The 23,613-nt window shown below is 67.9% G+C and carries 24 protein-coding genes and 1 pseudogene; 11 read left to right on the top strand and 14 right to left on the bottom strand.

Annotation, left to right across the window (positions count from 1 at the left end):
- Nucleotides 1–34 precede the first annotated feature (34 nt).
- Both GOC52_RS03380 and ubiH read right to left on the bottom strand, forming a co-directional pair.
- Complete coding sequence (locus tag GOC52_RS03380; RefSeq protein WP_043398105.1) at nt 35–1,216, bottom strand: UbiH/UbiF family hydroxylase; 1,182 nt, start codon at nt 1,214–1,216, stop codon at nt 35–37.
- Complete coding sequence (gene ubiH / locus GOC52_RS03375) at nt 1,213–2,421, bottom strand: 2-octaprenyl-6-methoxyphenyl hydroxylase (RefSeq protein ID WP_043398102.1); 1,209 nt, start codon at nt 2,419–2,421, stop codon at nt 1,213–1,215. The genes GOC52_RS03380 and ubiH overlap by 4 nt, the downstream gene beginning before the upstream one ends.
- 106 nt (nt 2,422–2,527) lie before the next feature.
- Between ubiH and GOC52_RS03370 the strand changes: the two genes are divergently transcribed.
- The 10 genes and pseudogenes from GOC52_RS03370 to GOC52_RS03325 all read left to right on the top strand — a co-directional run bounded on the left by GOC52_RS03370 (nt 2,528) and on the right by GOC52_RS03325 (nt 12,417).
- Nucleotides 2,528–3,112, top strand: a complete 585-nt coding sequence (locus tag GOC52_RS03370) for a hypothetical protein (RefSeq protein WP_019338105.1) — start codon at nt 2,528–2,530, stop codon at nt 3,110–3,112.
- A gap of 8 nt (nt 3,113–3,120) precedes the next feature.
- Nucleotides 3,121–3,675 carry a cob(I)yrinic acid a,c-diamide adenosyltransferase gene (locus GOC52_RS03365; protein ID WP_043398096.1) on the top strand — a complete coding sequence of 185 codons (555 nt, stop codon included), beginning with the start codon at nt 3,121–3,123 and terminating at the stop codon, nt 3,673–3,675.
- A gap of 9 nt (nt 3,676–3,684) precedes the next feature.
- Entirely contained in the window at nt 3,685–4,623 is a 939-nt protein-coding gene (locus GOC52_RS03360; protein WP_010481827.1) for a histone deacetylase family protein, read from the top strand.
- An 89-nt stretch (nt 4,624–4,712) separates the two neighbouring features.
- On the top strand, nt 4,713–7,214 hold the full coding sequence (lptD, locus tag GOC52_RS03355; protein ID WP_010481829.1) for an LPS-assembly protein LptD: 2,502 nt from the start codon (nt 4,713–4,715) through the stop codon (nt 7,212–7,214).
- Nucleotides 7,211–8,542 (top strand): annotated as a pseudogene (locus GOC52_RS03350) (peptidylprolyl isomerase); the annotation flags it as partial. The gene lptD and the pseudogene GOC52_RS03350, both read left to right, overlap by 4 nt.
- A gap of 18 nt (nt 8,543–8,560) precedes the next feature.
- Nucleotides 8,561–9,541, top strand: a complete 981-nt coding sequence (gene pdxA / locus GOC52_RS03345; RefSeq protein WP_043398088.1) for a 4-hydroxythreonine-4-phosphate dehydrogenase PdxA — start codon at nt 8,561–8,563, stop codon at nt 9,539–9,541.
- Nucleotides 9,538–10,341: a 16S rRNA (adenine(1518)-N(6)/adenine(1519)-N(6))-dimethyltransferase RsmA gene (gene rsmA, locus GOC52_RS03340; protein ID WP_043398085.1), complete on the top strand. Its 804-nt coding sequence runs from the start codon at nt 9,538–9,540 to the stop codon at nt 10,339–10,341. The genes pdxA and rsmA overlap by 4 nt, the downstream gene beginning before the upstream one ends.
- Nucleotides 10,342–10,354: 13 nt before the next feature.
- On the top strand, nt 10,355–10,738 hold the full coding sequence (gene apaG / locus GOC52_RS03335) for a Co2+/Mg2+ efflux protein ApaG (RefSeq protein ID WP_005412297.1): 384 nt from the start codon (nt 10,355–10,357) through the stop codon (nt 10,736–10,738).
- A gap of 15 nt (nt 10,739–10,753) precedes the next feature.
- Nucleotides 10,754–11,776 carry a symmetrical bis(5'-nucleosyl)-tetraphosphatase gene (locus tag GOC52_RS03330; RefSeq protein ID WP_043398084.1) on the top strand — a complete coding sequence of 341 codons (1,023 nt, stop codon included), beginning with the start codon at nt 10,754–10,756 and terminating at the stop codon, nt 11,774–11,776.
- Entirely contained in the window at nt 11,773–12,417 is a 645-nt protein-coding gene (locus tag GOC52_RS03325; protein ID WP_043398083.1) for a DUF1287 domain-containing protein, read from the top strand. The genes GOC52_RS03330 and GOC52_RS03325 overlap by 4 nt, the downstream gene beginning before the upstream one ends.
- A gap of 88 nt (nt 12,418–12,505) precedes the next feature.
- Here the strand turns inward: GOC52_RS03325 and GOC52_RS03320 are convergent, their stop codons facing one another.
- From GOC52_RS03320 to GOC52_RS03275, 10 genes are all read right to left on the bottom strand, one after another.
- Nucleotides 12,506–12,997, bottom strand: a complete 492-nt coding sequence (locus GOC52_RS03320) for a dihydrofolate reductase (protein WP_043398081.1) — start codon at nt 12,995–12,997, stop codon at nt 12,506–12,508.
- 13 nt (nt 12,998–13,010) lie between these two features.
- Nucleotides 13,011–13,574, bottom strand: coding sequence for a hypothetical protein (locus tag GOC52_RS03315; RefSeq protein ID WP_230080534.1), 564 nt, complete (start codon nt 13,572–13,574; stop codon nt 13,011–13,013).
- Nucleotides 13,571–14,365 (bottom strand): thymidylate synthase, encoded by a 795-nt coding sequence (locus GOC52_RS03310; RefSeq protein ID WP_043398075.1) that lies wholly within the window; start codon nt 14,363–14,365, stop codon nt 13,571–13,573. Before GOC52_RS03310 ends, GOC52_RS03315 begins: the two co-directional genes overlap by 4 nt.
- Complete coding sequence (lgt, locus tag GOC52_RS03305; RefSeq protein ID WP_191850678.1) at nt 14,362–15,249, bottom strand: prolipoprotein diacylglyceryl transferase; 888 nt, start codon at nt 15,247–15,249, stop codon at nt 14,362–14,364. Before lgt ends, GOC52_RS03310 begins: the two co-directional genes overlap by 4 nt.
- Nucleotides 15,250–15,300: 51 nt before the next feature.
- Complete coding sequence (locus tag GOC52_RS03300; protein WP_043398070.1) at nt 15,301–15,795, bottom strand: TPM domain-containing protein; 495 nt, start codon at nt 15,793–15,795, stop codon at nt 15,301–15,303.
- Complete coding sequence (locus tag GOC52_RS03295) at nt 15,795–16,664, bottom strand: TPM domain-containing protein (protein ID WP_043398068.1); 870 nt, start codon at nt 16,662–16,664, stop codon at nt 15,795–15,797. The genes GOC52_RS03300 and GOC52_RS03295 overlap by 1 nt, the downstream gene beginning before the upstream one ends.
- 3 nt (nt 16,665–16,667) lie before the next feature.
- Entirely contained in the window at nt 16,668–17,288 is a 621-nt protein-coding gene (locus GOC52_RS03290) for a LemA family protein (protein WP_043398066.1), read from the bottom strand.
- A gap of 567 nt (nt 17,289–17,855) precedes the next feature.
- Nucleotides 17,856–19,016 carry an MFS transporter gene (locus tag GOC52_RS03285; RefSeq protein ID WP_043398046.1) on the bottom strand — a complete coding sequence of 387 codons (1,161 nt, stop codon included), beginning with the start codon at nt 19,014–19,016 and terminating at the stop codon, nt 17,856–17,858.
- A gap of 225 nt (nt 19,017–19,241) precedes the next feature.
- The gene (locus GOC52_RS03280; protein WP_043398043.1) at nt 19,242–19,991 is read right to left on the bottom strand and encodes a TerC family protein; all 750 of its coding nucleotides are present in this window, start codon (nt 19,989–19,991) and stop codon (nt 19,242–19,244) included.
- Nucleotides 19,992–20,023: 32 nt separating this feature from the next.
- Nucleotides 20,024–20,419 (bottom strand): diacylglycerol kinase, encoded by a 396-nt coding sequence (locus tag GOC52_RS03275; protein ID WP_010481854.1) that lies wholly within the window; start codon nt 20,417–20,419, stop codon nt 20,024–20,026.
- 213 nt (nt 20,420–20,632) lie between these two features.
- Here GOC52_RS03275 and GOC52_RS03270 point away from each other — a divergent pair, with 213 nt between their 5' ends.
- Entirely contained in the window at nt 20,633–21,334 is a 702-nt protein-coding gene (locus GOC52_RS03270; protein WP_043398040.1) for an SGNH/GDSL hydrolase family protein, read from the top strand.
- A gap of 136 nt (nt 21,335–21,470) precedes the next feature.
- Here GOC52_RS03270 and GOC52_RS03265 read toward each other — a convergent pair whose 3' ends face one another.
- Together GOC52_RS03265 and GOC52_RS03260 are read right to left on the bottom strand one after the other, a co-directional pair.
- The gene (locus GOC52_RS03265) at nt 21,471–22,742 is read right to left on the bottom strand and encodes a sensor histidine kinase (RefSeq protein ID WP_043398037.1); all 1,272 of its coding nucleotides are present in this window, start codon (nt 22,740–22,742) and stop codon (nt 21,471–21,473) included.
- Nucleotides 22,743–22,897: 155 nt separating this feature from the next.
- Entirely contained in the window at nt 22,898–23,611 is a 714-nt protein-coding gene (locus GOC52_RS03260) for a response regulator transcription factor (RefSeq protein ID WP_002811889.1), read from the bottom strand.
- Between the last annotated feature and the right edge of the window lie 2 nt (nt 23,612–23,613).

Here is a 23,613-nt window from a genome sequence, read left to right as displayed (position 1 = left end):
TGATGCCGGAAGCGTCGTGCGGCATGTATTCCGCTTACACCCCAGCGGCGCGCTTCCAGAACGCCTGCACCAGCGGCGGCCATTTGCCGACACAGCCCAGCGCGCGACCACGGGCCAGGGTCAGGTGCATTTCGTCGTTGGAGAACAGGCGGTTGATCGCATCGAAGCTGTAAGCGGCGATGTGGTTGTCGCTGCGCCGTTCGCGTGCCCAGCGCTGCAGTCGCTGCGGCGACAGCCGCGGCTGGCCCCGACGCTCGGCGGACGGCGCCAGCCACTGCTGCAGGGCGGCGACATCGCGCAGCCCCAGGTTCACGCCCTGCCCGGCCAGCGGATGCACCACATGTGCGGCATCGCCCAGCGCCAGCACGCGGCCGGCCACATAGTGACGCGCCAGCTGACGGCGCAGCGGGAACGCCGCACGCGGCGAGGCCAGACGCAGTTCGCCCAGGCGTGCAGCGAAGGCGCGGGTCAGTTCGCGGTTGAAGCTGTCCTCGTCCAACGCCAGCACGCGAGCCGCTTCATCCTCGGGCAGGGTCCAGACGATGGAGCTGCGGCGCTCGGCCACCGGCAGCAGCGCCAGTGGACCGCTCGGCAGGAAACGCTGCCAGGCCGTGGCCTGGTTGGGAAGATCGCTGTCCACGTAGGCCACCACGCCACGCTGGTGGTAGTCATGCTTTTCAACCTCGATCCCGGCCAGCTGGCGCAGGGTCGATTCGGCACCGTCGGCGGCCACCGCCAACGCCGCTTCCAGGCGGCGACCGTCATCCAGGCGCAGGCGCACGCCATCCTCGTCCTGCTCCAGTGCTTCCACCCGTGCCGGGCAGTGCAGCTGCACGCCCGCCGCCGGCAGCGCCGCCCACAGGCGGTCCTGCAGCAGGCCGTTCTCGACGATGTAGCCCAGTTCGCGCCGGCCGAAACGATCAGCGTCGAACAGCAGATCCTCGCCACCGGCCGCGTCCCACACCTGCATGCGTCGGTAGGGCCAGGCGCGGGCCTGCGCGATCGCCGGCCACACGCCCAGGCGGTTCAACAGCTGCACGTTGTCGGCGGCAAAGGCGAACACGCGCAGGTCAGGCTGTGCGGCCTGCCACGGCGCCGGTTCACGGCCTTCCACCAGCGCAACCGACAGGCCGGCATCGGCCAGCGCCAGCGCACACGCGGCACCGACCACGCCACCACCGACGATGGCCACATCAAGACGCGTGCGCCGGCTCATGCGGCTTCTCCACGGCACAGGCGCGGCACGTCGCCACGGAAGCCCATCGCGCCACCGACCAGCATCGACTGCACCGACGCGCGTTGCGCGGCCACCAGGCCGAGGCTGCGCAGCGGCCGCATCAGCGGCGCCGGGTTGCTGGTCAGGCGCGCCAGGCCGCCGGAGAACGCCACCGTCTGCCGGCGATCTTCCTCGCGGCGCGCGACATAGGCCTGCAGCAGTGCATCACTGCCGGCATCCTCATGCGCATCCTCCAGCAGCTCGGCCAGGGTCAGCGCATCGCGCAGGCCCAGGTTGAAGCCCTGTGCACCCAGCGGATGAATGGTCTGCGCGGCATTGCCCAGCAGTACCGTGCGTTCACTGGCCAGCGCGCGCGCCAGTACCTGGATGAGCGGATAAGCACTGCGCGGACCGGATTCGAGCAGGCGGCCGGCACGCCAGCCGATCGCGTTCTGCAGGCGTTGCAGCCACGCCGCATCGTCCAGCGCCATTACCGCATCGGCGTGGTCGCGCGCTACGCCATGCACGGTGCCGAAGTGACGATCGCCACGCGGCAGCAGGGCAGTCGGGCCGGTATCGGTGAACCGCTCCCAGGCCGTGCCGTCCGGCGCGCGCTGGCTGCGCACGCGGGCCACGAACAGGGTCTGCTGGAAATCATGGCGGTCGACCTCGATGCCCAGCGCGCCACGCACGCCGCTGGTGGTGCCATCGGCCCCCACCACCAGACGTGCCAGCAGCACGCGTTCACCCGCCTCGTCAGCCACCCGCACCTGGCGGTAGCCGTCCACCACCTCGCCCAGCCCCAGGAACCGCATCGGCCGATAACGGCGCAGGCGCGGCAGCTCCTGAAGCCGCGCTTCCAGCGCCTGGCCGAAATCGCGCGCGACCACCACCTGGCCGAACCACGGCCGGTCGTAATCGGCCGCTTCGAGCTGCACACGGCCGAAATCGCCGGCACGACTGACATGGATGCGCCGGATCGGGCCCGGTGCCATCGCCAGCTTCTGCATCACCCCCAGCGCGGTCAGCGCATTGACGGTGGCAGCGGCGAAACTGAGATTGCGCTGGTCGAACACCGCAGGCAGCTCGCCGGCCGGGCTGGCCTCGAGCAGGCCCACGTCGCGGCCCAGGCGGTCCAGGGCAATGGCCAGGCTGGCACCGACCAGGCCACCACCGACGATCAGCACGTCATGTCGTTCACTCATGTGTTCATGATACGCGCTCGCCCCGACTGTACGCCGAACGGGCGGCACCTGCGCCAACCTGCGCGGCGGGCTAGAATGAAACCTGAATCCGCTCCGGGCCCCCGCCATGTCCGATACCGCCAACCGCGCCTTCGTCCTGTCCGTACTCGTACTGCTGCTGGCGGCGACCCGGGTCAACCACTTCGCGGCCATTCCGGATGCCTCCTGGGCCGTGTTCTTCATCGGTGGCTTCTACCTGGCCCGCTGGACGCGCTGGGCGTTCCCGCTGCTGATGGTGTTCGCCGTGCTGGTCGACTGGATCGTGATCCGCAGCAGCGGACTGGATTTCTGGCAGCACTACTGCGTGTCGCCGGGCTACTGGCTGCTGCTGCCGGCCTACTTCTCTTTGTGGGCCGGCGGCATGCTGCTGGGCCGCAACTACCAGAGCGCGCGCTGGCCGGTACTGGCCAAGGGCGCACTGCTGCTGGTCGCCTCGGTGGCGGTCTGCCACCTGCTGGCACAGGGCGGCTTCTACTGGTCCAGCCGCAACGTGGCCGAGCCGACCCTGGCCGGCTGGGCGCAGAACTACGCGCAGTGGTTCGGGCCCTACCTGCGCACCACGGCGATCTATGTAGCGCTGGCCGCCGCCCTGCAGCTGGCCGTGGAGCAGGTGTTGAAGCTCCAGCAGGCCCGCCGCGACATCCGCCACTGAGCCGCGCCATGGGTCATCGCCTCTCGCGCATCTACACCCGCACCGGCGACGACGGCAGTACCGGCCTTGGCGACGGCCAGCGCGTGGCCAAGGATGACGCCCGCGTGGCGTCCTTCGGCACCGTCGACGAGGCCAACGCCGCGCTCGGCCTGCTGCTGGCTGCTCCCCTGCCCGAGGATGTGCGCGCGCTGGTGGTGCATCTGCAGCACCAGCTGTTCGACCTGGGCGCCGAACTGTGCATCCCCGGCCACGCTGCGATCCATGCCGCCGACGTTTCGGCCCTGGAACAGCAGCTGGACCATTACAACGCCGACCTGCCGATGCTGAAGGAATTCATCCTGCCAGCCGGCGGCGAAGCCGCCGCGCGCTGCCATCTGGCCCGCACCATCGTCCGCCGCGCCGAGCGCGAAACGGTCACCCTGGCCCGCCACGAAGCCGTGCGCAGCGAGGCGCTGCAGTACCTCAACCGGCTGTCGGACCTGCTGTTCGTGCTGGCCCGGGTGCTGGCCCGCGCCGATGGCCAGGGCGAAGCGCTGTGGCAACCGCAGCAGCGCCAGCGCTGAGTCGGCACGATGCTGGTCTATACCCACCCGTCCTGCCTGCTGCATGACCCCGGTCCCGGCCATCCCGAATGCCCGCAACGCCTGCAGCATGTGCTGGACGCGCTGCACGCGGCCTTCCCCGGCCAGCTGGACTGGCGCGAAGCGCCGCCGGCCAAGTTCGGCGAACTGACCCGGGTCCACGACAGCGCCCTGCTCGACTTCGTGCTGCAGCCGCAGACCGCGCCGTTGCGCCAGCTGGACATGGACACCTGGACCTCGCCCGGCTCGGCCAGCGCCGCCGTGCACGCCGCCGGTGCCGGTGTGGCCGCAGTCGATGCGGTGATGCTGGGCGAGGACCCGCTGGCCTTCTGCGCGGTGCGCCCGCCGGGCCACCACGCCACCAGCAGCACGGCGATGGGCTTCTGCCTGTTGAACAACATCGCCATCGCCGCCGCCTATGCCCGCGACCGCCATGGCCTGGAGCGGATCGCGGTGGTCGATTTCGACGTGCACCACGGCAATGGCACCCAGGACATCTTCCAGCACGATGCCCGGGTCTCGTACTACAGCACCCACCAGGCTGGGCTGTTTCCCAATTCCGGCCTGCGCCGCGACCGCGGTGCCGGCAACCTGATGAACATCCTGCTGCCGCCGGGCAGCGGCGGCTTCCGCTTCCGCAACGTCTGGGCCGACGAGATGCTGCCGGCCATCGACGACTTCCGCCCGCAGCTGCTGCTGATCTCGGCCGGCTTCGACGCCCACCTGCGTGATCCGCAGGCGGACCTGATGCTGGAGACCGACGATTTCGCCTGGATCACCCGTGAACTGCACGCGCTGGCACGCCGTCACGCGGCCGGCCGGGTGGTCTCGATGCTGGAGGGAGGCTACGACCTGCAGGCCCTGGCCGAGTGCAGCGTGGCCCATGTCCAGGCCCTGATCACCCCCTCTGCGGGTGCCTCCGCCGGATGAACCCGAACCGGCAGGCTCCGGCGCCCTTCATTGCCCCTATGCAAGGGATGGGGCAAGCTACCGTCCGTTTTCGCCCGAATCCGAACCGCGTGCGCCGAGCCCTCCGCCTGCTTCCCCTGCCTCTGAGCATCGCCATCAGCCTGCCGGCGATGGCCGATGATAAGCCGCTCAACTGGGGCCTGTGCCCGGCCACCGACGTCATTCCCGCGTTCACAGACGCCCCCACCCCGGTCCCGGCCCAGGACAAGGCTGCTGCCGCGGCCGCCCGCGAGAACCAGCCGACCGACATCGAAGGCGACCAGCTGCTGGGCACCACCACCGTGCCGCAGTACGAGGGCAACGTGGCGCTGCGCCGCGGTGACCAGTTCGTCGGTACCGACAAGCTCAGCTTCGACACCGAGACCGGCAACTACATCGCCGACGGCAATGTCCGCTACCAGGACGGGTCGATCCGGATGGTCGCCAAGCGCGCCGAAGGCAACCAGGAAAGCGACACCCACAAGATCTCCGACATCAAGTACCAGCTGGTGTCGCGCCGGGGCAACGGCGATGCCGAGTCGGTCGACCTGCAGGGCGCGGTCGGCCAGATGCACCGGTCCACCTACACCACCTGCGACCCGTCGCAGCCGGTATGGAAGCTGTCGGCGCCGCAGATCGAAGTGGACAACGACGAAGGCTTCGGCACGGCCCGCAACGCGGTGCTGCGCATCGGCAAGGTGCCGGTGCTGTGGGCGCCCTACTTCAAGTTCCCGATCGATGACCGCCGCAAGACCGGCCTGCTGTTCCCGCAGCTGGGCATGTCCGGCCGCAACGGTTTCGACTACGCGCAGCCGATCTACTTCAATCTGGCGCCGAACTACGATGACACCCTGACTCCGCGCTACATGAGCCGGCGCGGCCTGCTGCTCGACAACGAGTTCCGCTACCTCTACAACGGCGGCCGTGGCGAGGTGCTGACCAGCTACATGCCCAGCGACAAGCTGCGCGACCGCGACCGCGGCCGGGTGATGTTCGACGGCTACCACAACGTGAACAGCCACTGGCAGGCCCGCGCCAACCTGGCCTGGGTGAGCGACGAGCGCTATGTCGAGGACTTCGCCAACCGCCTGGTGGGCGTGACCGCCTCCAACCTGCAGAGCACCATCGGCCTGTACGGCACCGGCCAGAACTGGACGGCCGGCATCATGGCCGACCGCTGGCAGCTGACCGACTACACCCTCGACGAGCGCGCCCTGCCCTACAACCGCGAGCCACGCCTGTTCTTCAACTGGAACAAGCCGGTGCTGCCGTGGCTGGAAACCGGCATCTACACCGAAGCGGTGCGCTTCACCCACGACGACGTCAACTTCAAGTACGGACCGGACCGGGGCACGGATCTGCAGTACACGCGGAACGGCATCCAGCAGACATCCGGTCTTGGCATCAGCGGTGGCTCGCGCCTGGACGTGAAGCCGTACGTGTCGTTCCCGATCAGTGGCGCGGCCTGGTACATCACCCCGACCCTGGCCTACCGCTATACGGCCTACCAGCTGGACCGCGGCCTGGTCGACGGCGTCAACGGCATCCAGGCCCAGATCCTGCGCTCGCAGGGCATCGACCCGGCCACGGCCACCCCGGAACAACTGCGCGGCAATACCTCGCCCAGCCGCAGCCTGCCGATCGGCAGCCTTGATGCCGGCCTGTTCTTCGATCGCGAGACGTCGATCGGTGGCAAGTCATTCCTGCAGACCCTGGAGCCGCGCCTGTTCTACCTGCGCACGCCCTATCGCAACCAGGACGAGCTGCCGATCTTCGACACCCGTGACTTCACCTTCAGCTGGGGCCAGCTGTTCCGCGACTCGCGCTATACCGGCGCCGACCGCCAGAACGATGCCAACCAGCTGACCCTGGCACTGGGCACCCGCTTCATCGACCAGACCACCGGCAAGGAACGCTTCTCGGCCGCGATCGGCCAGATCCAGTACTTCGACGAATCGCGGGTCAGCACCACGCCGGGCGGCGCACCGGTGGAGAAGGGCAAGTCGGCCTGGATCGCCGACGGCAACTACATGATCAACGACCGCTGGACCCTGGGCGCCACCTACCAGTGGGACCCGAAGTACAAGCGCGAGGATCTGGCCAGCGTCCGCGCCCGCTATCTGATGCCCAACGATGGCGTGATCAACCTCAGCTACCGCTACCGCATCAACGCCGGCGCCCCGGCGACCGCCAACAAGCATGACCGGACCCTGCTGGAGCAGGCCGACCTGTCGTTCCTGTACCCGCTGAATGCGCGCTGGAGCCTGGTGGGCCGGTATTACTACTCGCTGCAGGACAAGGAACCGCTGGAGATCATCGCCGGCGTGCAGTGGGACAGCTGCTGCCTGGCGGTCCGTGCGGTGGCCCGCCGCTACGTGCGCAACCGCGAAGGCGACATGAACAACTCCTTCCAGCTGGAGTTCGTGCTCAAGGGCCTCAGCTCCATCGGCCAGGACACGGACCGTACGCTGCGCCGTGCTATCCTCGGCTACAACCGCGACGACCTCTATCTCGTGCCGCCCAGCAACACCGGGGCGACCCGGGATGACTACGATCCGAATCAGATCCCATGACCAAGCGCTTCCCCGTTCTTCTCGCCTCCCTGCTGGCGGTGTCCAGCGTGTCCGCCCCCCTGCAGGTGCTCGCGCAGGAGGCGCAGCCGTTGGACCGCATCGCCGCCGTCGTCGACGAGGACGTGATCCTGCAGAGCGAGCTCCAGCGTGCGATCGCCAACATCAAGGCGCAGTACGCCGGCCGTGAAAACCAGCTGCCGCCGGAAGACGTGCTCAGCCGCCAGGTGCTCGAGCGCCTGGTGCTGGTCAAGCTGCAGGTGGCCCGCGCCCAGGGCAGCGGCATCCGCGTCAGCGACCAGGAGCTGAACCAGGCGATGAATGCCATCGCCCAGCAGAACGGCTCGAACCTGGATGCACTGCGCCAGCGCCTGGCCCACGACGGCATCGATTTCAACGATTTCCGTGCTTCGGTGCGCGATGAAATCACCGTGCAGCGCCTGCGCCAGAGCTTCGCGCAGAGCCGCATCAGTGTCAGCGAGGGTGAAGTGGACGCCGCGCTGAAGCAGCAGGCCACGGTGGGCAACCAGTACCACCTGGCACACATCCTGATCGCCCTGCCCGACGGCTCCAACGCCGACCAGATCGCCACCGGCCAGAAGAAGGCCGAGGGCGTGAAGGCCCTGCTGGACAAGGGTGAGCTGGACTTCAACGCGGCCGCCGTGCGTTATTCGGACAGCCCCAACGCGCTGGAAGGCGGCGACCTGGGCTGGCGCAGCCTGGATGAAATCCCGCAGGCCTTCGCGCAGATGATGGAAAAGATGAAGCCCGGCGAAGTGGTCGGCCCGATCCGCGGCCCCAGCGGCTTCCAGCTGCTGAAGCTGGTGGAAGTGCGTGATGCCAGCGCCGCCAGCGGTGGTGAGCACACGGTCACCGAGTACCACGGCCGCCACATCCTGGTGCGCGTGGACGATCACCAGAGCGACGCTGCCGCCAAGGCCAAGATCGATACCCTGCGGGCCCGCATCGCCGGTGGCGCGGACTTCGAGACCGTGGCCAAGGAGTCCTCCGAGGACAACAACAGCAAGGGCCAGGGCGGCGATCTGGGCTGGTTCCCGGTCGACGCGTTCGGTCCGGCGTTCGGCCAGCAGGTGTCCGGCATCCAGGATGGCGGCGTCAGCCAGCCGTTCCGCACCGATGCCGGTTGGCACATCGTGCAGCGCGTGGCCACCCGCCAGACCGACGTAACCAACGACAACCAGCGCGCCCAGGTCCGCGAGACCATCGGCCGCCGCAAGCTGGAAGACGAGTACAACCGCTTCCTGCAGGAACTGCGTGGCGAAGCCTACGTCAGCTTCCGCAGCGGCGACCGCGCGGAAAACACCGCCACGCCGCCGCAGTCCTGACCGATGCGTCCCGAGCTCGCTCTGGTACCGGGCGAGCCCGCCGGGATCGGCCCGGAGCTGTGTGTCCGCCTCGTCCAGCAGCCGCGTGAAGATTGCCGGCTGCTGGCCTTCGCCGACCCGGATACCCTGCGCGCGGCCGCCGCCGCGCTGAACCTGCCGCTGCAGCTGCTGCCCGAGGACGCCGAAGCACGCGTCCCCGGTGATCTGCGTGTGCGCGTTGTGGCCAATACCGTGCCCAGCCACTTCGGCCAGGCCAACCCGGCCAATGCCGGTGCCGTCATCGCTGCCCTGCTCGGTGCTGGCCAGGCCTGCCTGTCCGGCGAACTGCACGGCGTGGTCACCGGCCCGGTGCACAAGGCGGTCATCAACGAAGGCGGCATCGCCTACAGTGGGACCACCGAACTGCTGGCCGACCAGGCCGGGGTGAAGGTGGTGATGATGCTGGCCAACCACATCGTCCGCGTGGCCCTGGCCACTACCCACCTGCCACTGCGCGAGGTGGCCGACGCGATCACCGCGCCCCGCCTGGAACACACCCTGCGCACCGTGCATGCCGCCCTGCGCCGCGAGTTCGGCCTGCCTGCGCCGCGCATCGCCGTGCTCGGCCTGAATCCGCACGCCGGCGAAGACGGCCATCTGGGTCGTGAGGAGCTGGACCTGATCATTCCGCTGCTGCAGCGCCTGCGCGCCGAGGGCATGGACCTGATCGGGCCGCTGCCGGCCGATACCGCCTTCCTGCCGGCCAAGCTGGCGGGCTTCGACACCGTGCTGGCGATGTACCACGACCAGGGCCTGCCGGTGCTGAAGTATTCGGGCTTCGAGCAGGCGGTGAACCTGACCCTGGGCCTGCCCTACCCGCGCGTGGCGGTGGACCATGGCACGGCACTGGATCTGGCCGGGCGCGGCATTGCCGATCCTTCCAGCCTGCAGGCGGCCACGACGTTGTGTGCGCAGCTTGCGCGGCAACGTACACTGAGCGCATGAATTCCCCGCATTCCCCCTCCGGCCCGGTGTTCACCGCCCCGGCCAAGAAGCAGCTTGGCCAGCATTTCCTGGCCGACCGCCACTACATCGACAAGATCGTGATGGCGGTCAACCCGAAAGACGGTGACCGCCTGGTCGAGATCGGTCCCGGCCAGGGCGCGATCACCCTGCCGCTGCTGCGCGTGCATCCGAAACTGACGGTGATCGAGTTCGACCGCGACCTGATCGCGCCGCTGACCGCCGCCGCCGAGCCGCTGGGCGAGCTGACCATCGTCCACCGCGACGTGCTGCGCGTGGACTTCACCGAACTGGCTGCCGGCCAGCCGATCCGCCTGGTCGGCAACCTGCCCTACAACATCTCCTCGCCGATCCTGTTCCATGCACTGGAACATGCCGCGATGATCCGCGACATGCACTTCATGCTGCAGAAGGAAGTGGTCGACCGCATGGCCGCCGGCCCCGGCAGCAAGGTGTACGGCCGGCTCAGCGTGATGCTGCAGGCCTACTGCCAGGTGACCTCGCTGTTCGTGGTGCCGCCGGGCGCGTTCCGGCCGCCGCCGAAGGTCGATTCGGCCGTGGTGCGGCTGGTGCCGCGTGACCCGGCCACGATCAACATCAACGACCACAAGCGTTTCGCCGAGGTGGTCAAGGCCGCCTTCGGGCAGCGCCGCAAGACCCTGCGCAACGCCCTGAACAACGTGGTGTCCGCCGAACAGTTCGTTGCCGCCGGCGTGCGTCCCGATGCCCGCGCCGAACAGCTGGACGTGGCCGAATTCATCGCCTTGGCCAATGCCTCCTGATTACACTGCCGGTATGGAAGACGCTGACGTTTATGCCATCTCCGTCGAAGTCGCACCGCGCTTCCTCGACGATCAATCCGCGCCGGAAGACGGGCGCTATGCGTTCGCCTACACGATCCGCATCCACAACCAGGGACGTGTTGCCGCGCGCCTGGTCGCACGCCACTGGCGCATCACCGATGCCAACGGCCGCGTCGAGCATGTCGACGGCGACGGGGTGATCGGCGAGCAGCCGCGCCTGCGTCCCGGTGAAGACTTCCATTACACGTCCGGTGTCATGCTGGGGACCGATCACGGGACCATGCAGGGCCACTACGACATGGTCGCCGACGACGGCACCGAATTTGCCGCGCCGGTCGCACCTTTCGTGCTGGCCATCCCGCGTACCCTGCACTGACACGGAGGCCGAACGATGAGTGTGTGGGCGATCGGCGACCTGCAGGGCTGCTATGACGTCACCCAGCGATTGCTGGAAAAGATCCGTTTCGACCCGGCGCAGGACACCCTGTGGTTCTGCGGCGACCTGGTGAACCGGGGTGGCCAGTCGCTGGAAACGCTGCGGCTGGTGCATTCGCTGCGCGATCACAGCGTGGTGGTGCTGGGCAACCATGACCTTTCGCTGCTGGCCGTCGGTGCGCGCACCGAAGAGGAACAGCGCAAGGTCAACCCGGACCTGCTGCGCATCGTGCAGGCCGAGGACCGCGACGAACTGCTGGACTGGCTGCGCCTGCAGAAGCTGGTGCACGTGGACCGCGAGCTGGGCTGGATGATGGTGCATGCCGGCCTGGCGCCGAAGTGGACCACCCAGATGGCCGAAAAACATGCCGCCGAGGTCGAGGTGCAGCTGCATGGCGCCGGTTACCGCAAGCTGTTCCGCAACATGTACGGCGACAAGCCGAGCTGGGCCCCCAACCTGTCCGGCTACGACCGATCGCGCGCGATCATCAACGTGCTCACCCGCATGCGCTACTGCACCCCGCGCGGACGTATCGGCATCGAGGACAAGGGCACGCCGGGCACGCAGGAACAGGGGCTGTATCCCTGGTTCGAAGTGCCGGGCCGGGTCGAGCGCGACCTGAAGGTGGTCTGCGGCCACTGGTCGGCGCTGGGCCTGACCATCACCCAGGGCGTGCACGCCATCGACACCGGCGCGGTCTGGGGCGGCAAGCTCACCGCGATCCAGCTCGATACCGATGAACTGCGCGTGGTGCAGGTGCCAGGCCGCGATGTACCCGCCCCCGTGCCCAACGCCCGTCCGCCCGCGCGCCCGGCGCACGAGCGCCCGGCTGCGTCGGCGCAGGGCAAGGAACAGGGCGGCGGTAACGCTCCGGCCGCCAACCCGGGCAATCGCGGCCCGCGCCGTCGTCGTCGCCGTGGTGGCGGTGGTGGTGGCTCCGCGGGCCCCGGCAACAGTAGTCCCCCGCCGCAGGCATGACGCGGCGCGGCTGGGCACCATGGATGGTGCTGCTGACGCTGGCCCTGGCCAGCGGCTGCCAGCCCACTTCGGCCCCGGCCCCCACCGGCGGCGGAAACGCCGGTCACACGCCATCGCAGCCGCAGGCGCCTTCGCCGCCGCTGGTGGCTGCAGCGCGCGCGCAGATCGGCGTCACCACCCGCTACGACCCTGCCTATCAGGTGCTGGCCTATCCCGGCGGAGACGTCCCGGTTGATCGCGGCGTGTGCACCGACGTGGTGGTGCGCGCGCTGCGCAGCCTGGACGTGGACCTGCAGGCCCGCGTGCATGAGGACATGCGCGGCAACTTCAGTGCCTATCCGGCGATCTGGGGCCTGTCACGACCGGATCGCAACATCGATCATCGCCGCGTACCGAACCTGATGCGCTGGTTCGAACGGCAGGGCTGGCAGCAGCCGATCACGGCCCTCGCCGCCGACTACGCGGCCGGCGACATCGTCGCCTGGAAGCTCAACGGCAACGGCCTGCTGCACGTGGGCATCGTCTCCGACCGCAAGCTGGCCAACGGCACGCCGCTGGTACTGCACAACATCGCGCGCGGCACGCGCGAAGAGAATCTGCTGTTCCAGCACGCCATCATCGGGCATTACCGGATGCCGTAGGCAATCCTGTAGAGCCGAGCCATGCTCGGCTACGGGATGTGTCCGGCAACAGCAGCCGAGCATGGCTCGGCTCTACAGGAAACCATCTTCAGCGGCGCACGTAGTGCACGAAGCGGAACGCGTGGGCATGGCGTTCGTCGGCCGGGTGCGGCTCGCTGCTCACTTCCCGCCAGTCCTGCGCATCCACCTCGGGGAAATGGGTATCGGCGGGGACTTCGGCATCCACCCAGGTCAGGTACAGGTCACTGGCCTGGTCCAGCAGCTGGTGGAAGATCTCGCCGCCGCCGATGATGCACAACTCGCTGGCGCCCTCGCGTTCGGCAATCGTCTTCGCCTCATCCAGCGACGCCACCGCGCGCATGCCCTCGAACGGCACCTGCCCGCTGCGGGTCAGCACCAAGTTGGTCCGCCCCGGCAGTACGCGGCCGATCGACTCGGCCGTCTTGCGCCCCATCAGGATCGGCTTGCCCAGGGTGAGCGCCTTGAAGTGCTTGAAATCATCCGGCAGGTGCCAGGGCATGGCATTGCCCTGGCCGATGCCACGGTTGCGATCCAACGCCACGATCATCGACAGCTTCATTGCTACCACCTCCTCAGCTGGCGTCGATCTGCAGGCGTTCGCAGGCAGCGTTGGCGGCACTGGCGGCCTGCAGCGCCGCCGCCAGCGCAGGACTGGACGTGGACTGCTCATCCAGGCCATCGAGGATCTTCTGCTTCTGCGCCTCTTCGATATCCTTCAGGCCCGGTCCGGACAGGATGTCTGCCGACAACGCAGCAGTGTCGGTGCTGGCACGACGTGCCAGAAATGCCTGCAACTGGTCACTGGAATAGACGGTGGCAAGCTGCTGCTCGAGCGTGCGCTGATAGGCCGGATCCTCGACACCCGCCTTCAGGTGCTCGGTCATCGCCGTGTACATGCCGGTTACCGCCTCACGCATCTGCGCCCGGCAGCCTTCCGGCACATCCTGGGGCATCATCGTGCCGCCGTTGAAGGCCCCGGCGAACGCCTGCACTTCCTCGCGCATGTGCTTGTGCACGATCTGCTCATTGACCTGCCGGGCCAACGACAGCGCATCGGCCGGTCCGGCCTGCACCATGGCCAGCGGCAACATGCCGCACAGCGCCAGCAGGCCGCTGGAAATCAATCGGGGACTCATACCGCCACCGGCGCCTTGATCGCCGGGTGCGGATCGTAGCCGTCGATGCGGATGTCGTTGAACTGGAAGCCGAACAGGTCGGTCACCTCCGGGTTCAACCACAGCGTCGGCAGCGCGCGCGGTTCACGCGACAGCTGCTCGCGCGCCTGCTCGAAGTGGTTCGAATACAGGTGCGCATCGCCCAGCGTATGCACGAAATCACCCACGCCCAGGCCGGTGGCCTGCGCCACCATGTGGGTCAACAGCGCATAGCTGGCGATGTTGAACGGCACGCCGAGGAAGATGTCGCCGCTGCGCTGGTACAGCTGGCAGCTGAGCTTGCCGTCCACCACGTAGAACTGGAACAGGTTGTGGCACGGCATCAGCGCCATCTGCGAAAGCTCGCCCACGTTCCAGGCGCTGACCACCAGCCGGCGCGAATCGGGGTTGCGCTTGATCTCGTCCACCAGCCACTGCATCTGGTCGATCTCGCCGCCATCGGCGGTGGCCCAGCTGCGCCACTGCTTTCCGTAGACCGGGCCGAGGTCGCCGTTCTCGTCGGCCCACTCGTCCCAGATCCGCACCTGGTTGTCCTTCAGGTAGCCGATGTTGGTGTCGCCCTTCAGGAACCACAGCAGCTCATGGATGATCGAGCGCAGGTGCAGTTTCTTGGTGGTGACCAGCGGGAAGCCTTCGGCCAGGTTGAAACGCATCTGCCAGCCGAACACGCTGCGGGTACCGGTGCCGGTGCGGTCGCTCTTCTCGGCGCCGTGCTCGAGCACGTGCGAGAGCAGGTCCAGGTAAGCCTTCATGCCTTGCCCTCGGCAGCCACCGGCAGCTGCGGCTGCAGCACCGGCGCGCGGCGCGACATCACCAGCAGCACCAGGCCGAAGGCGATCAGCGGCAGGCTGAGGATCTGGCCGCGGGTCAGCCAGTCGAAGGCCACGTAGACACCGTTGTCGGGCATGCGCACGAACTCCACGGCGAAGCGGAACAGGCCGTACATCAGCGCGAACAGGCCACCCACCAGGTAGCGGTGGCGCGGCTTGGCCGACACCGCCCACAGCACCACGAACATCACCAGGCCTTCCAGGAACGCTTCATACAGCTGCGAGGGATGCCGTGCGAACTGGTTCAACGCGCCGGTCGCGAACTGCGCCTGCAGGGTCGCGTGGTCGAGCTGGTTCAGCGGCGCCGGCAGGCCGGACGGGAACACCACGCCCCACGTGCCGTCGGTGTACTTGCCCCACAGCTCGGCGCCGATGAAGTTGCCGATGCGGCCGAAGCCCAGGCCCAGCGGCACCAGCGGCGCCATGAAATCCATGGTGTCGAGGAAGTGCAGCGCGTGCTTGCGCGACCACCACCAGCAGGCACCCAGGACGCCCAGCAGGCCACCGTGGAAGCTCATGCCACCGTCCCACACCTTGAACAGCAGCAGCGGGTTGTGCAGGAAATCGCCCAGCGCGTAGAACAGCATGTAGCCGATGCGCCCGCCCAGCACCACGCCGAGCATGGCGTAGAACAGCAGGTCGGAGAAACCATTGGCATCGACGCCCGGCAGGCGCCCGGCGGCGATGCGCTTGCGGCCCAGCAGCCAGGCGGCGGTGAAGCCGAGCAGGTACATGATGCCGTACCAGTGCACCTTGATCGGCCCCAGCGAGAGGGCGATGGGGTCGATGTCGTGGAAATAGATCATGGAAGGTGCCTTGCGGTTGAACGCCTATTCTCGGGCCAGTGCCGCCCCGGCTCAACCAAGGAGCTGGGGCGAGTTCGGCAACGCGTCATCGTTCGACCGCGTCGAGGCCGGAAAGTGCCCTTCGATCAGGCTGGAGACCTCGTCGATGGCATCCTGCAGCGCTTCCACCGGATGGGAGCCACGCAGGCCCTCGCGCAGGTGGGTGCAGACCCGCTGCCACTGCGCCGGGCTGACCCGGCCGTGCAGGCCCCGGTCGGCGACGATCTCGATGGCGTGGTCAGCCAGCAGCAGGTAGATCAGCACGCCATTGTTATGGGTGGTATCCCAGGTGCGCAGACGGGCGAAGGCATGTTCGGCGGCCTGGCGCGGGCTGACCCTGTGCCACAGCGCGGCCAGCGGCAGGTCCGCTTCCACCGCGAACATCACCTGCCCGCCGTGGCGCTGCTCACCGGCCGCGATGGCCTCGGTGATCGCCTGCAGCGTGGCCGGCGGGAACGCGCGCCGTACCGACGGCGAAAACACATGACGACACAGTCGTTGGATCATCACCAGCCCCCCGAAGCACCGCCACCACCGGAGCGGCCACCACCGCCTCCCCAGCCGCCACCGCCGCCGAAGCCGCCGCCACCGCCCCAGCTGCCACCGCCCCAGCCACCACCACCGGCAAAGCGGCCCGGGTGGCCGGAGAGCATGGCCACGATCAGGCCTACGATGCCCGCCAGGCCACTGGCCAGCAGCGTGGACGTGAACAGGAACGCCGCCAGGGCTGCACCGGCACCGCCGAGCACGCCACGCAGCGGACGCGGCACCCGCGAGAACACGCCGCGCAGGATGCTGCCGGCGAACACACCGATGAACAGCGCCAGGAACCAGGTATCACCGCCACCGCTGGGATCACGCCCGCGATGGCCGCTGACCGGTGCCGGCAGCGTTTCGCCGTCGATCAACTTGACCAGCACCGCCGTGGCATCGGTGATGCCACCGGCGTAGTCGCCGCTGCGGAAGCGCGGCACCAGGTATTCCTGGATGACCCGGTTGGCGATGGCATCGGGAATCGCACCTTCCAGGCCGTAGCCCGGCTCGATGCGCACGCGCCGGTCGTCCTTGGCCACTACCAGCAGCACGCCGTCATCCACGCCCTTGCGGCCAATCTGCCACTGGTCGAAGACGCGCGTGGTGTACTGCGCGATGTCTTCCGGCTGGGTGGTGGGCACCACCAGCACCTGCAGCTGGCTGCCCTTGCGCTGCTGCAGTTCAATCGCCTGCTGTACCAGCGCCTGCTTCTGCGTGGCGTCCAGCGTGCCGGTGGTATCGACCACGGGCGAATCCAGCGCAGGAATCGGCGCCAGCTGCTGCGCCTGCGAGGCCAGCGGCAGCCACAGCAGCAGGGCCAGCAGCGCAGTGGCAAGGCGCATGGGTCAGTGGCCCGGCTGCGGTGCCGGCTGCTGCTGCGGCGCGTTGCCGAAATCGACCGCCGGCGCGTTGGAGATCTGCGCTTCGTTTTCCACGGTGAAGTTCGGCTTGGTCTTGTAGCCGAAGATCTTGGCGGTGATCACCTGTGGGAACGAGCGGATGTAGGTGTTGTAGTCCTGCACCTGCTGGATGTAACGGCCGCGGGCGACGGTCACCCGGTTCTCGGTACCTTCCAGCTGGGCCTGCAGGTCGCGGAAGTTCTGGTTGGACTTCAGCTCCGGATAGTTCTCGGTGACCACCAGCAGCCGCGACAGCGCGCTGCCGAGTTCGCCCTGGGCCTGCTGGAACTGCTTGAGCGAGGCTTCGTCGTCGGCATTGACGTTGATCTGGCCGACACGCGAACGGGCATTGGTGACTTCGGTCAGCACGCGCTCTTCCTGGCTGGCGAAGCCCTTCACGGTCTGCACCAGGTTGGGCACCAGGTCGGCGCGGCGCTTGTACTGGTTGATGACCTCCGACCAGCTGGCCTTGACCGCTTCATCCTTCTGCTGGATGGCGTTGTAGCCGCAGCCGGACAGCAGGGAAGCCAGCAGCATCAGGGGCAGGACACGGGTGAACAGGCGCATGGCGGAGGTTCCGGGTGGACTGGGCACCGAGCATGCCATGGTTCGGGTGAAAGACCGGCCATCGGGCGCGGCCCCCTCCGCGGTGTGGTCCAGCCAGCTCGGGGATGGGCCGGGAGGGTGGGTCGGCTGGGGGCCGCTGCAAGTACGTCCATGTAAGCTCGGTCGCCGCATCCATGCGGCTCACGCCCCCAGCCGACCCACCCTCCCGGCCATGGACAGTTTTCTGCGCACCGCGGGAAGATCAAAAGAAAAGCCAAAGGCAAAAGCCGACCCTTCAGACATTCCTGGTGTCTGCCATCCACGCATGGCGTGGATCTACCGTGTCGACCAAGATCGACACCTACCAACAGCAGCGCAGAACGCATTCCGACAGATCGCGGAAGACTGTCGAAGGCGGGGTGGGTCCGGTGGCGGGGGTGTCCGCGGCATGGATGCCGCGGCCAAGCCCCCAGGGACGGGTTTACGGCGTCCCCCGCCACCGGACCCGCCCCGCCATCCCTCAGTAGCCCAGCTTTTGACGTTGCCTCTGCGGGTGCAGGGCGCAGCCCTGCCGGAATCCAACACCCCTCAGCAGGCTTCAGCCACCGCAGTGCGCGGACGCCCCAGCCATGCCAGCAGCAACCCCGTGGCCGCCAGCAGGCCACCGGCCACCGGGATCGCCGCGTAACCCAGCCCCGAACTGATCACCGCACCACCCAGCGCGGCGCCCACCGCATTGCCCAGGTTGAACGCACCGACGTTGATCGACGACGCCAGGCCCGGCGCCTCGCTGGCCGCCTGCATCACCCGGATCTGCAGCGGCGGCACGATAGCGAAGGTCGCTGCGCCGAACAGCAGCACGCCCAGCGCCGCAGTAGCATGGTGCATGAAGGCCAGTGGCAGCACGAACATGAGTACGGCCAGGACCGCCAGCAGGATGCGCGTGGCGCCATCCAGCGACCAGTCAGCCATGCGCCCGCCGATACCGTTGCCGAGGGTGAAGCCGATGCCGATCAGGGCCAGCGAGATCGCGATGAAGGTATTGGAGGCGCCGGTCAACTCGGTCAGCACCGGCGCCACGTAGGTGTAGAGGGTGAACATCGCGCCCGCGCCGAGGACCGTGGTGCCCATCGCCAGCAACACCTGCGGTTGCAGGATCGCCTTCAGTTCACGGCGCACGTCCGGGCGCGGACCCGGCGCAGACGCCGGCAGCGCGAAGCCCAGCGCAGTGATCGCGACCAGGCCCAGCACCGCAGTCCCGGCGAAGGACAGGCGCCAGCCCAGCTGCTGGCCCACCCAGGTGGCCAGCGGCACGCCACCGATGTTGGCGATGGTCAGGCCCATGAACATGGTGGCCACGGCAGCAGCCTGCTTGTCCTTCGGCACAAGGCTGGCGGCGACCACCGCACCGATGCCGAAGAAGGCACCGTGATTGAGACTGGTGACCAGACGCGACAGCAGCAGCAGGCCGTAGTTCGGGGCCAGTGCCGAGAGCAGGTTGCCGACCACGAAGATCGACATCAGCAGCATCAGCGCGGTGCGCTTGCCGAACCGTCCCATCAGCAGCGTCATTACCGGGGCCCCCAGCATCACGCCCACGGCGTAGGCGGTGATCAGCATGCCGGCGGTGGGAATGCCCACGCCCACGCCGTCGGCGATGACTGGCAACAGGCCCATCGGCGCAAACTCGGTGGTTCCGATGGCGAAGGCGCCGACGGCAAGCGCCAGCAAGGCGGCTCTGGAATTCATGGGAGGTTTTCCTGGGGGCGGGAATCGGGAGTGCGTAGCCTGCGCGCTCTGCTGTTCCGGATTAAGCCTCGCCCCGGGAAAACACTGTTGATCCTGGTTCACAAGTGGCGGCAGAAACCCCGCTTCAGATGCAAAAGCCGCAGCGCCGGTGTGGAACCGGGCCCCACAACGCAGAACCCCCGGTCAGGCCGGGGGTTCTGAGGGACTCACACGCCAGCAGCGCGCTTACCAGTTGCCGGCGCCCGGCACATTGTGTTCGCGGGCGCGGCGGCGCATCAGCAGGTTCAGCCACTCCACCAGCACCGAGAAGCCCATGGCAGCGTAGATGTAGGGCTTGGGAATGTGCACATCCAGGCCATCCAGGATCAGCACCGCGCCGATCAGCAGGATGAAGGCCAGCGCCAGCATCTTCACCGTCGGGTTGGCATCGATGAAGCGGCCCAGCGGGTTGGCGGCCAGCAGCATCACCGCCACCGACAGCAGGATCGCGGCGACCATCACCGGGATGTGGTCGGCGATGCCGACGGCGGTGATCACCGAGTCCAGCGAGAACACGATGTCGATGACCGCGATCTGCGCAATCACGTAGCCGAACACGGCCGACGCCTTGGTGGTGCTGGGATCTTCATCCTCGCCGCCGCTGATCAGTTCCTTGATCTCCATGAAGCCCTTGATGATCAGGAACAGGCCGCCGACGATCAACACCAGGTCACGGATGGAGATGCCCATGCCGGCCACCGTGAACAGGTTGGCCGCCATGTGTGCCAGATACGCCAGCGACACCAGCAGGGCGATACGGGTGATGCAGGCCACCGCGATGCCGAGCTTGCGCGCGAACGGGCGGCGCTCTTCGGGCAGCTTGCTGACGGCGATGGAAATGAACACCAGGTTGTCGATGCCGAGCACGATTTCCAGTGCGCTCAGGGTGAACAGGGTCACCCAGGCATTGGGGTCGGCGAGGAACTCAAAGGACATGGAAACTCTTCAGGGCAGTGGGGGAATGGGGATCAGCCGTAATTGCCGGCCATTGCATGCGGGACCACGACCAGCGCCCAGCACAGAAGCACGTTCATCATCAGCACGAAGACCGCCGCCGAGCCCATGTCCTTGGCGCGGCCGGCCAGTTCATGGATCTCGCTGCCGTAACGTTCGATCACCGCTTCGATGGCCGAGTTGGCCAGTTCCATCGCCAGCACCAGCAGCATCGAGCCGATCAGCAGCGCGCGCTCGACCGGGGTCTGGCCCAGCCAGATCGCGACCGGGGTCAGCAGGATCAGCAGGTAGACCTCCAGCCGGAACGAGGACTCGTGCAGCCAGGCGGCGCGCAGGCCCTGCCAGGACCAGCGGGCGGCCTGGACGATGCGGCGCGGGCCGCGGGGCAGATGGCCGAACTGATCAGCCACGGGTGGAACATCCAGCAACAGGGGCGCGGCGCAGCGACCGCTCAGACGCACGGCAGGGAATCATGGGTGCACAGGGATAGGCAGATGGCCGCCATTTTGCCACAAGGCCGCCAGCCGCATCCCGGCACCGGCCCGGTGAATGGACTGCCTAGGGCAAGCCCCGGCCCGCCCCAGCTTCTATGATGGCTTTCCCCTTCCCTGCTGGAGCGCCTGATGTCCCGTCGCCGTACCTGCCTGCTGATGCTGGGCCTGCTGACCGTCGCCCCCCTGGCCCAGGCGCTGAGCCCGGCCAAGCCGCCGCGCGTGCCCGAGCAGGTCTCCAACGTGGCCTGGGCCGGCGACATGGCCCGCTTCGCCAGCGCCGACCAGGCCAACCCGCCGCCACGGGGCGGCATCGAGTTCATCGGCAGCTCCTCGATCCGCATGTGGGAAGGCCTGGCAGCCGACTTCCCCGGCCAGCCGGTGTTCAACCGCGGCTTCGGCGGTTCGGAAGTGCGCGACAGCACCTGGTATGCCGACCGCATCGTGGTGCCGTATGCGCCGTGCAAGGTGTTCTTCTACGCCGGTGACAACGACCTCAACAGCGGCCGCAGCGCCGTGCAGGTGCGCGACGATGTGGTTGCCTTCGTGCAGCGCGTGCATCGCGACCTGCCGAAGACCAGGGTCGAGTACCTGTCGATCAAGCCGAGCCCGTCGCGTGCGCATCTGCTGCCGGCGATCAACGAAGCCAACGCGCTGATCAAGGCCGCCCTGGCCAAGCTGCCCAATACCGGTTTCACCGACGTCTACACACCCATGCTCGGCACCGATGGCCAGCCGGATGCGTCGCTGTTCCGCGAGGACATGCTGCACATGACCCCGGCCGGCTATGACATCTGGACCAAGGCACTGGCGCCGAAGGTCAACTGCAACTGAGGGACTGCGGACGCCGTAGAGGCGCCACGCGCACGCCTTCCGGTCGATGCCAACCTTGGTTGGCATCGGGCACCGGCGTGACTCCTGTTGAAAGCGCCGACCAAGGTCGGCATCTACCGAGGCAGCAGGTGCCGCGTCAGCGGAACACCACCGTGGCCTGGGTGCCCTGGCCTGGCTCGCTGGCCAGGCTGACCTTCCAGCCGAAGCGGTCGCACAGCCGGCGCACGATCGACAGGCCCAGGCCGGTGCCCTGCGGACGGCTCGGCTCGGCACGGTAGAACGGCTCGAAGGCCCGCGACAGCGCGTCGGCCGACATGCCGATACCGGTATCGCGCACCACTACCCGGTCGTTGTGCACATGCACGTCGATGCGCCCTTCGTCGGTGTAGCTGCAGGCGTTGCGCACCAGGTTGCTGACCACCACCTGCAGCACCCGCGGCGGCGCATGCAGCTGCACCGGGCCATCGCTGTGCAGGTGCACCGACACCGGGCGCGTACCCAGCAGTTCGTTGGCGTTGTCCACTTCATAGCGGACGATGTCGTTGACGTCGAACAGCTCGACCTGGGGCTCGACGTCGGCCTCGCGTGCCAGGATCAGGAAGGCATCGATCACCGCCTCCATGTCACGGCCGGCACGCTGGATGCGCTGCAGGCTGCGGCGCAGGCGCGGCTCCAGGCTGTCATCGCCCAGTGCCATGTCGCTGGCGACGCGGATGACGGTCAACGGTGTGCGCAGTTCATGGCTGGCGTCGCGGGTGAAATTGCGCTCGCGCGCCACATGCGCGCTGACCCGGTTGGCCAGCGAATGCAGTGCGGCCGCCAGCTGCCGGGTCTCGCCCTGCATGTCCGCCGGCAGCTTGTTCGGTTCCAGGTCGGCTGCCTCCGGGTGGCCCGGATCCCAGCGTGAGACGCGCCGCGCCAGCCAGTTCACCGGCGACACCAGGCGCTTGGAGGCCCGATAGGTCACCCAGCTGGCGCCATACACCGCCAGCAGGGTCAGCAGCACCGGCACGATGCCGAACCAGAACGCCAGCATCTCCGCGCGCGAACGCAGGAACACCAGGTACAGGCGGCCGGCCGGGCGCACATCGACCAGCACCAGCTGGTCGTCCTTGGGCAGTTCGTGGAAGCCGGGTTCCAGATTGCGCAGGTTGGCCGGCAGCGACAGGGCCGACTGCCCGCTTTCCAGCAGGTAGCCACGGATGTTCTGGGTGTTGGGTGGAGGCTGTACCGGCGAGGCCTCGTGCAGCGTCCAGAAGTACGCCGCCTCCTCGCGCAGGGCGGCGCCGACCAGGCTGTGCTTGATCACCAGCGAAACCAGCCACGCACCGAGCAGGATGCCCAGGCTGGCCAGCACTGCCTGCAGGATGAAAGCGATACGGATCTTGCGCGGCAGGCCGTGCGGCATTGCGGAGTCCCGGTCAGAGCGCTGCGATTATAGGCAGCGCACCGCGCCGTTGGGATGCACGGGCGATGACCGGCGGCACTGCCGGACGATCATCCCCTGCCCTTGTGCCGGGCCGCAGCCCGGCCCGGCCTGAGGCTGCACCGGCGCGGACCTGTTCAGGCCATCGGCTGGGCGATGTCGGCAATGCGGTAGCCGGCACTCTGCACGGTATGCAGCAGCGGACGGTCGAACGGCTTGTCGATGATCTTGCGCAGGTTGTACAGATGGCTGCGCAGGGTGTCCGAATCCGGCAGGCCGTTGCCCCAGATCTCGCGTTCGATCTCCTGGCGGGTGACCACGCGCGGCGATTCGCGCATCAGGATGGTCAGCAGGCGCAGGCCGATCGGCGACAGCTGCAGCTCGGTACCGGCACGGGTGGCACGCATGCTGACCGGATCGAGCACCAGGTCGGCGACCTTGAGCACTTCCGACCCCACCTGGCGACGTTCGCGGCGGATCAGCGCGCGCAGGCGGGCTTCCAGCTCCTGGATCGCGAACGGCTTGGTCAGGTAGTCATCGGCGCCGAAACCGAGGCCGGTGAGCTTGTCGTCCAGCGTGTCGCGTGCCGTGAGCATCAGCACCGGGGTGGACTTGCGCGCATCGTTGCGCAGGCGACGGCACACTTCGATGCCATCCAGGCGCGGCAACATCAAGTCGAGCACCACGACGTCATAGCTGTTTTCCGCCGCAAGGCGGTAGCCATCCAGGCCGTCCTGTGCATAGTCGACTTCAAAGCCGCGACCTTCCAGGTATTCCCCGATCATCTCGGAGATGTTGCGGTTGTCTTCGACCACCAGCACCAAGCCGGAGGTCTCCTTCGTCTGACGCATGT

Origin of the sequence: Stenotrophomonas sp. SXG-1, from assembly GCF_014083965.1 — a bacterium.
Classification (GTDB): Bacteria; Pseudomonadota; Gammaproteobacteria; order Xanthomonadales; family Xanthomonadaceae; genus Stenotrophomonas; species Stenotrophomonas geniculata.
Note: the sequence above shows the minus strand (reverse complement) of the source record. Positions and strands in the feature narration are given on the sequence as shown.

Excerpts from the sequence above, each read along its gene's own strand:
- GOC52_RS03280 (WP_043398043.1), bottom strand. The coding sequence starts at position 19,991 with ATGTCCTTTGAGTTCCTCGCCGACCCCAATGCCTGGGTGACCCTGTTC.
- GOC52_RS03330 (WP_043398084.1), top strand. The coding sequence starts at position 10,754 with ATGAGTGTGTGGGCGATCGGCGACCTGCAGGGCTGCTATGACGTCACC.
- GOC52_RS03380 (WP_043398105.1), bottom strand. The coding sequence starts at position 1,216 with ATGAGCCGGCGCACGCGTCTTGATGTGGCCATCGTCGGTGGTGGCGTG.
- GOC52_RS03295 (WP_043398068.1), bottom strand. The coding sequence starts at position 16,664 with ATGCGCCTTGCCACTGCGCTGCTGGCCCTGCTGCTGTGGCTGCCGCTG.
- GOC52_RS03265 (WP_043398037.1), bottom strand. The coding sequence starts at position 22,742 with ATGCCGCACGGCCTGCCGCGCAAGATCCGTATCGCTTTCATCCTGCAG.
- GOC52_RS03290 (WP_043398066.1), bottom strand. The coding sequence starts at position 17,288 with ATGCGCCTGTTCACCCGTGTCCTGCCCCTGATGCTGCTGGCTTCCCTG.
- GOC52_RS03310 (WP_043398075.1), bottom strand. The coding sequence starts at position 14,365 with ATGAAGGCTTACCTGGACCTGCTCTCGCACGTGCTCGAGCACGGCGCC.
- apaG (WP_005412297.1), top strand. The coding sequence starts at position 10,355 with ATGGAAGACGCTGACGTTTATGCCATCTCCGTCGAAGTCGCACCGCGC.
- GOC52_RS03320 (WP_043398081.1), bottom strand. The coding sequence starts at position 12,997 with ATGAAGCTGTCGATGATCGTGGCGTTGGATCGCAACCGTGGCATCGGC.
- lgt (WP_191850678.1), bottom strand. The coding sequence starts at position 15,249 with ATGATCTATTTCCACGACATCGACCCCATCGCCCTCTCGCTGGGGCCG.
- GOC52_RS03300 (WP_043398070.1), bottom strand. The coding sequence starts at position 15,795 with ATGATCCAACGACTGTGTCGTCATGTGTTTTCGCCGTCGGTACGGCGC.
- GOC52_RS03370 (WP_019338105.1), top strand. The coding sequence starts at position 2,528 with ATGTCCGATACCGCCAACCGCGCCTTCGTCCTGTCCGTACTCGTACTG.
- GOC52_RS03325 (WP_043398083.1), top strand. The coding sequence starts at position 11,773 with ATGACGCGGCGCGGCTGGGCACCATGGATGGTGCTGCTGACGCTGGCC.
- GOC52_RS03260 (WP_002811889.1), bottom strand. The coding sequence starts at position 23,611 with ATGCGTCAGACGAAGGAGACCTCCGGCTTGGTGCTGGTGGTCGAAGAC.
- GOC52_RS03365 (WP_043398096.1), top strand. The coding sequence starts at position 3,121 with ATGGGTCATCGCCTCTCGCGCATCTACACCCGCACCGGCGACGACGGC.
- pdxA (WP_043398088.1), top strand. The coding sequence starts at position 8,561 with ATGCGTCCCGAGCTCGCTCTGGTACCGGGCGAGCCCGCCGGGATCGGC.
- rsmA (WP_043398085.1), top strand. The coding sequence starts at position 9,538 with ATGAATTCCCCGCATTCCCCCTCCGGCCCGGTGTTCACCGCCCCGGCC.
- GOC52_RS03315 (WP_230080534.1), bottom strand. The coding sequence starts at position 13,574 with ATGAGTCCCCGATTGATTTCCAGCGGCCTGCTGGCGCTGTGCGGCATG.
- ubiH (WP_043398102.1), bottom strand. The coding sequence starts at position 2,421 with ATGAGTGAACGACATGACGTGCTGATCGTCGGTGGTGGCCTGGTCGGT.
- GOC52_RS03285 (WP_043398046.1), bottom strand. The coding sequence starts at position 19,016 with ATGAATTCCAGAGCCGCCTTGCTGGCGCTTGCCGTCGGCGCCTTCGCC.
- GOC52_RS03270 (WP_043398040.1), top strand. The coding sequence starts at position 20,633 with ATGTCCCGTCGCCGTACCTGCCTGCTGATGCTGGGCCTGCTGACCGTC.
- GOC52_RS03360 (WP_010481827.1), top strand. The coding sequence starts at position 3,685 with ATGCTGGTCTATACCCACCCGTCCTGCCTGCTGCATGACCCCGGTCCC.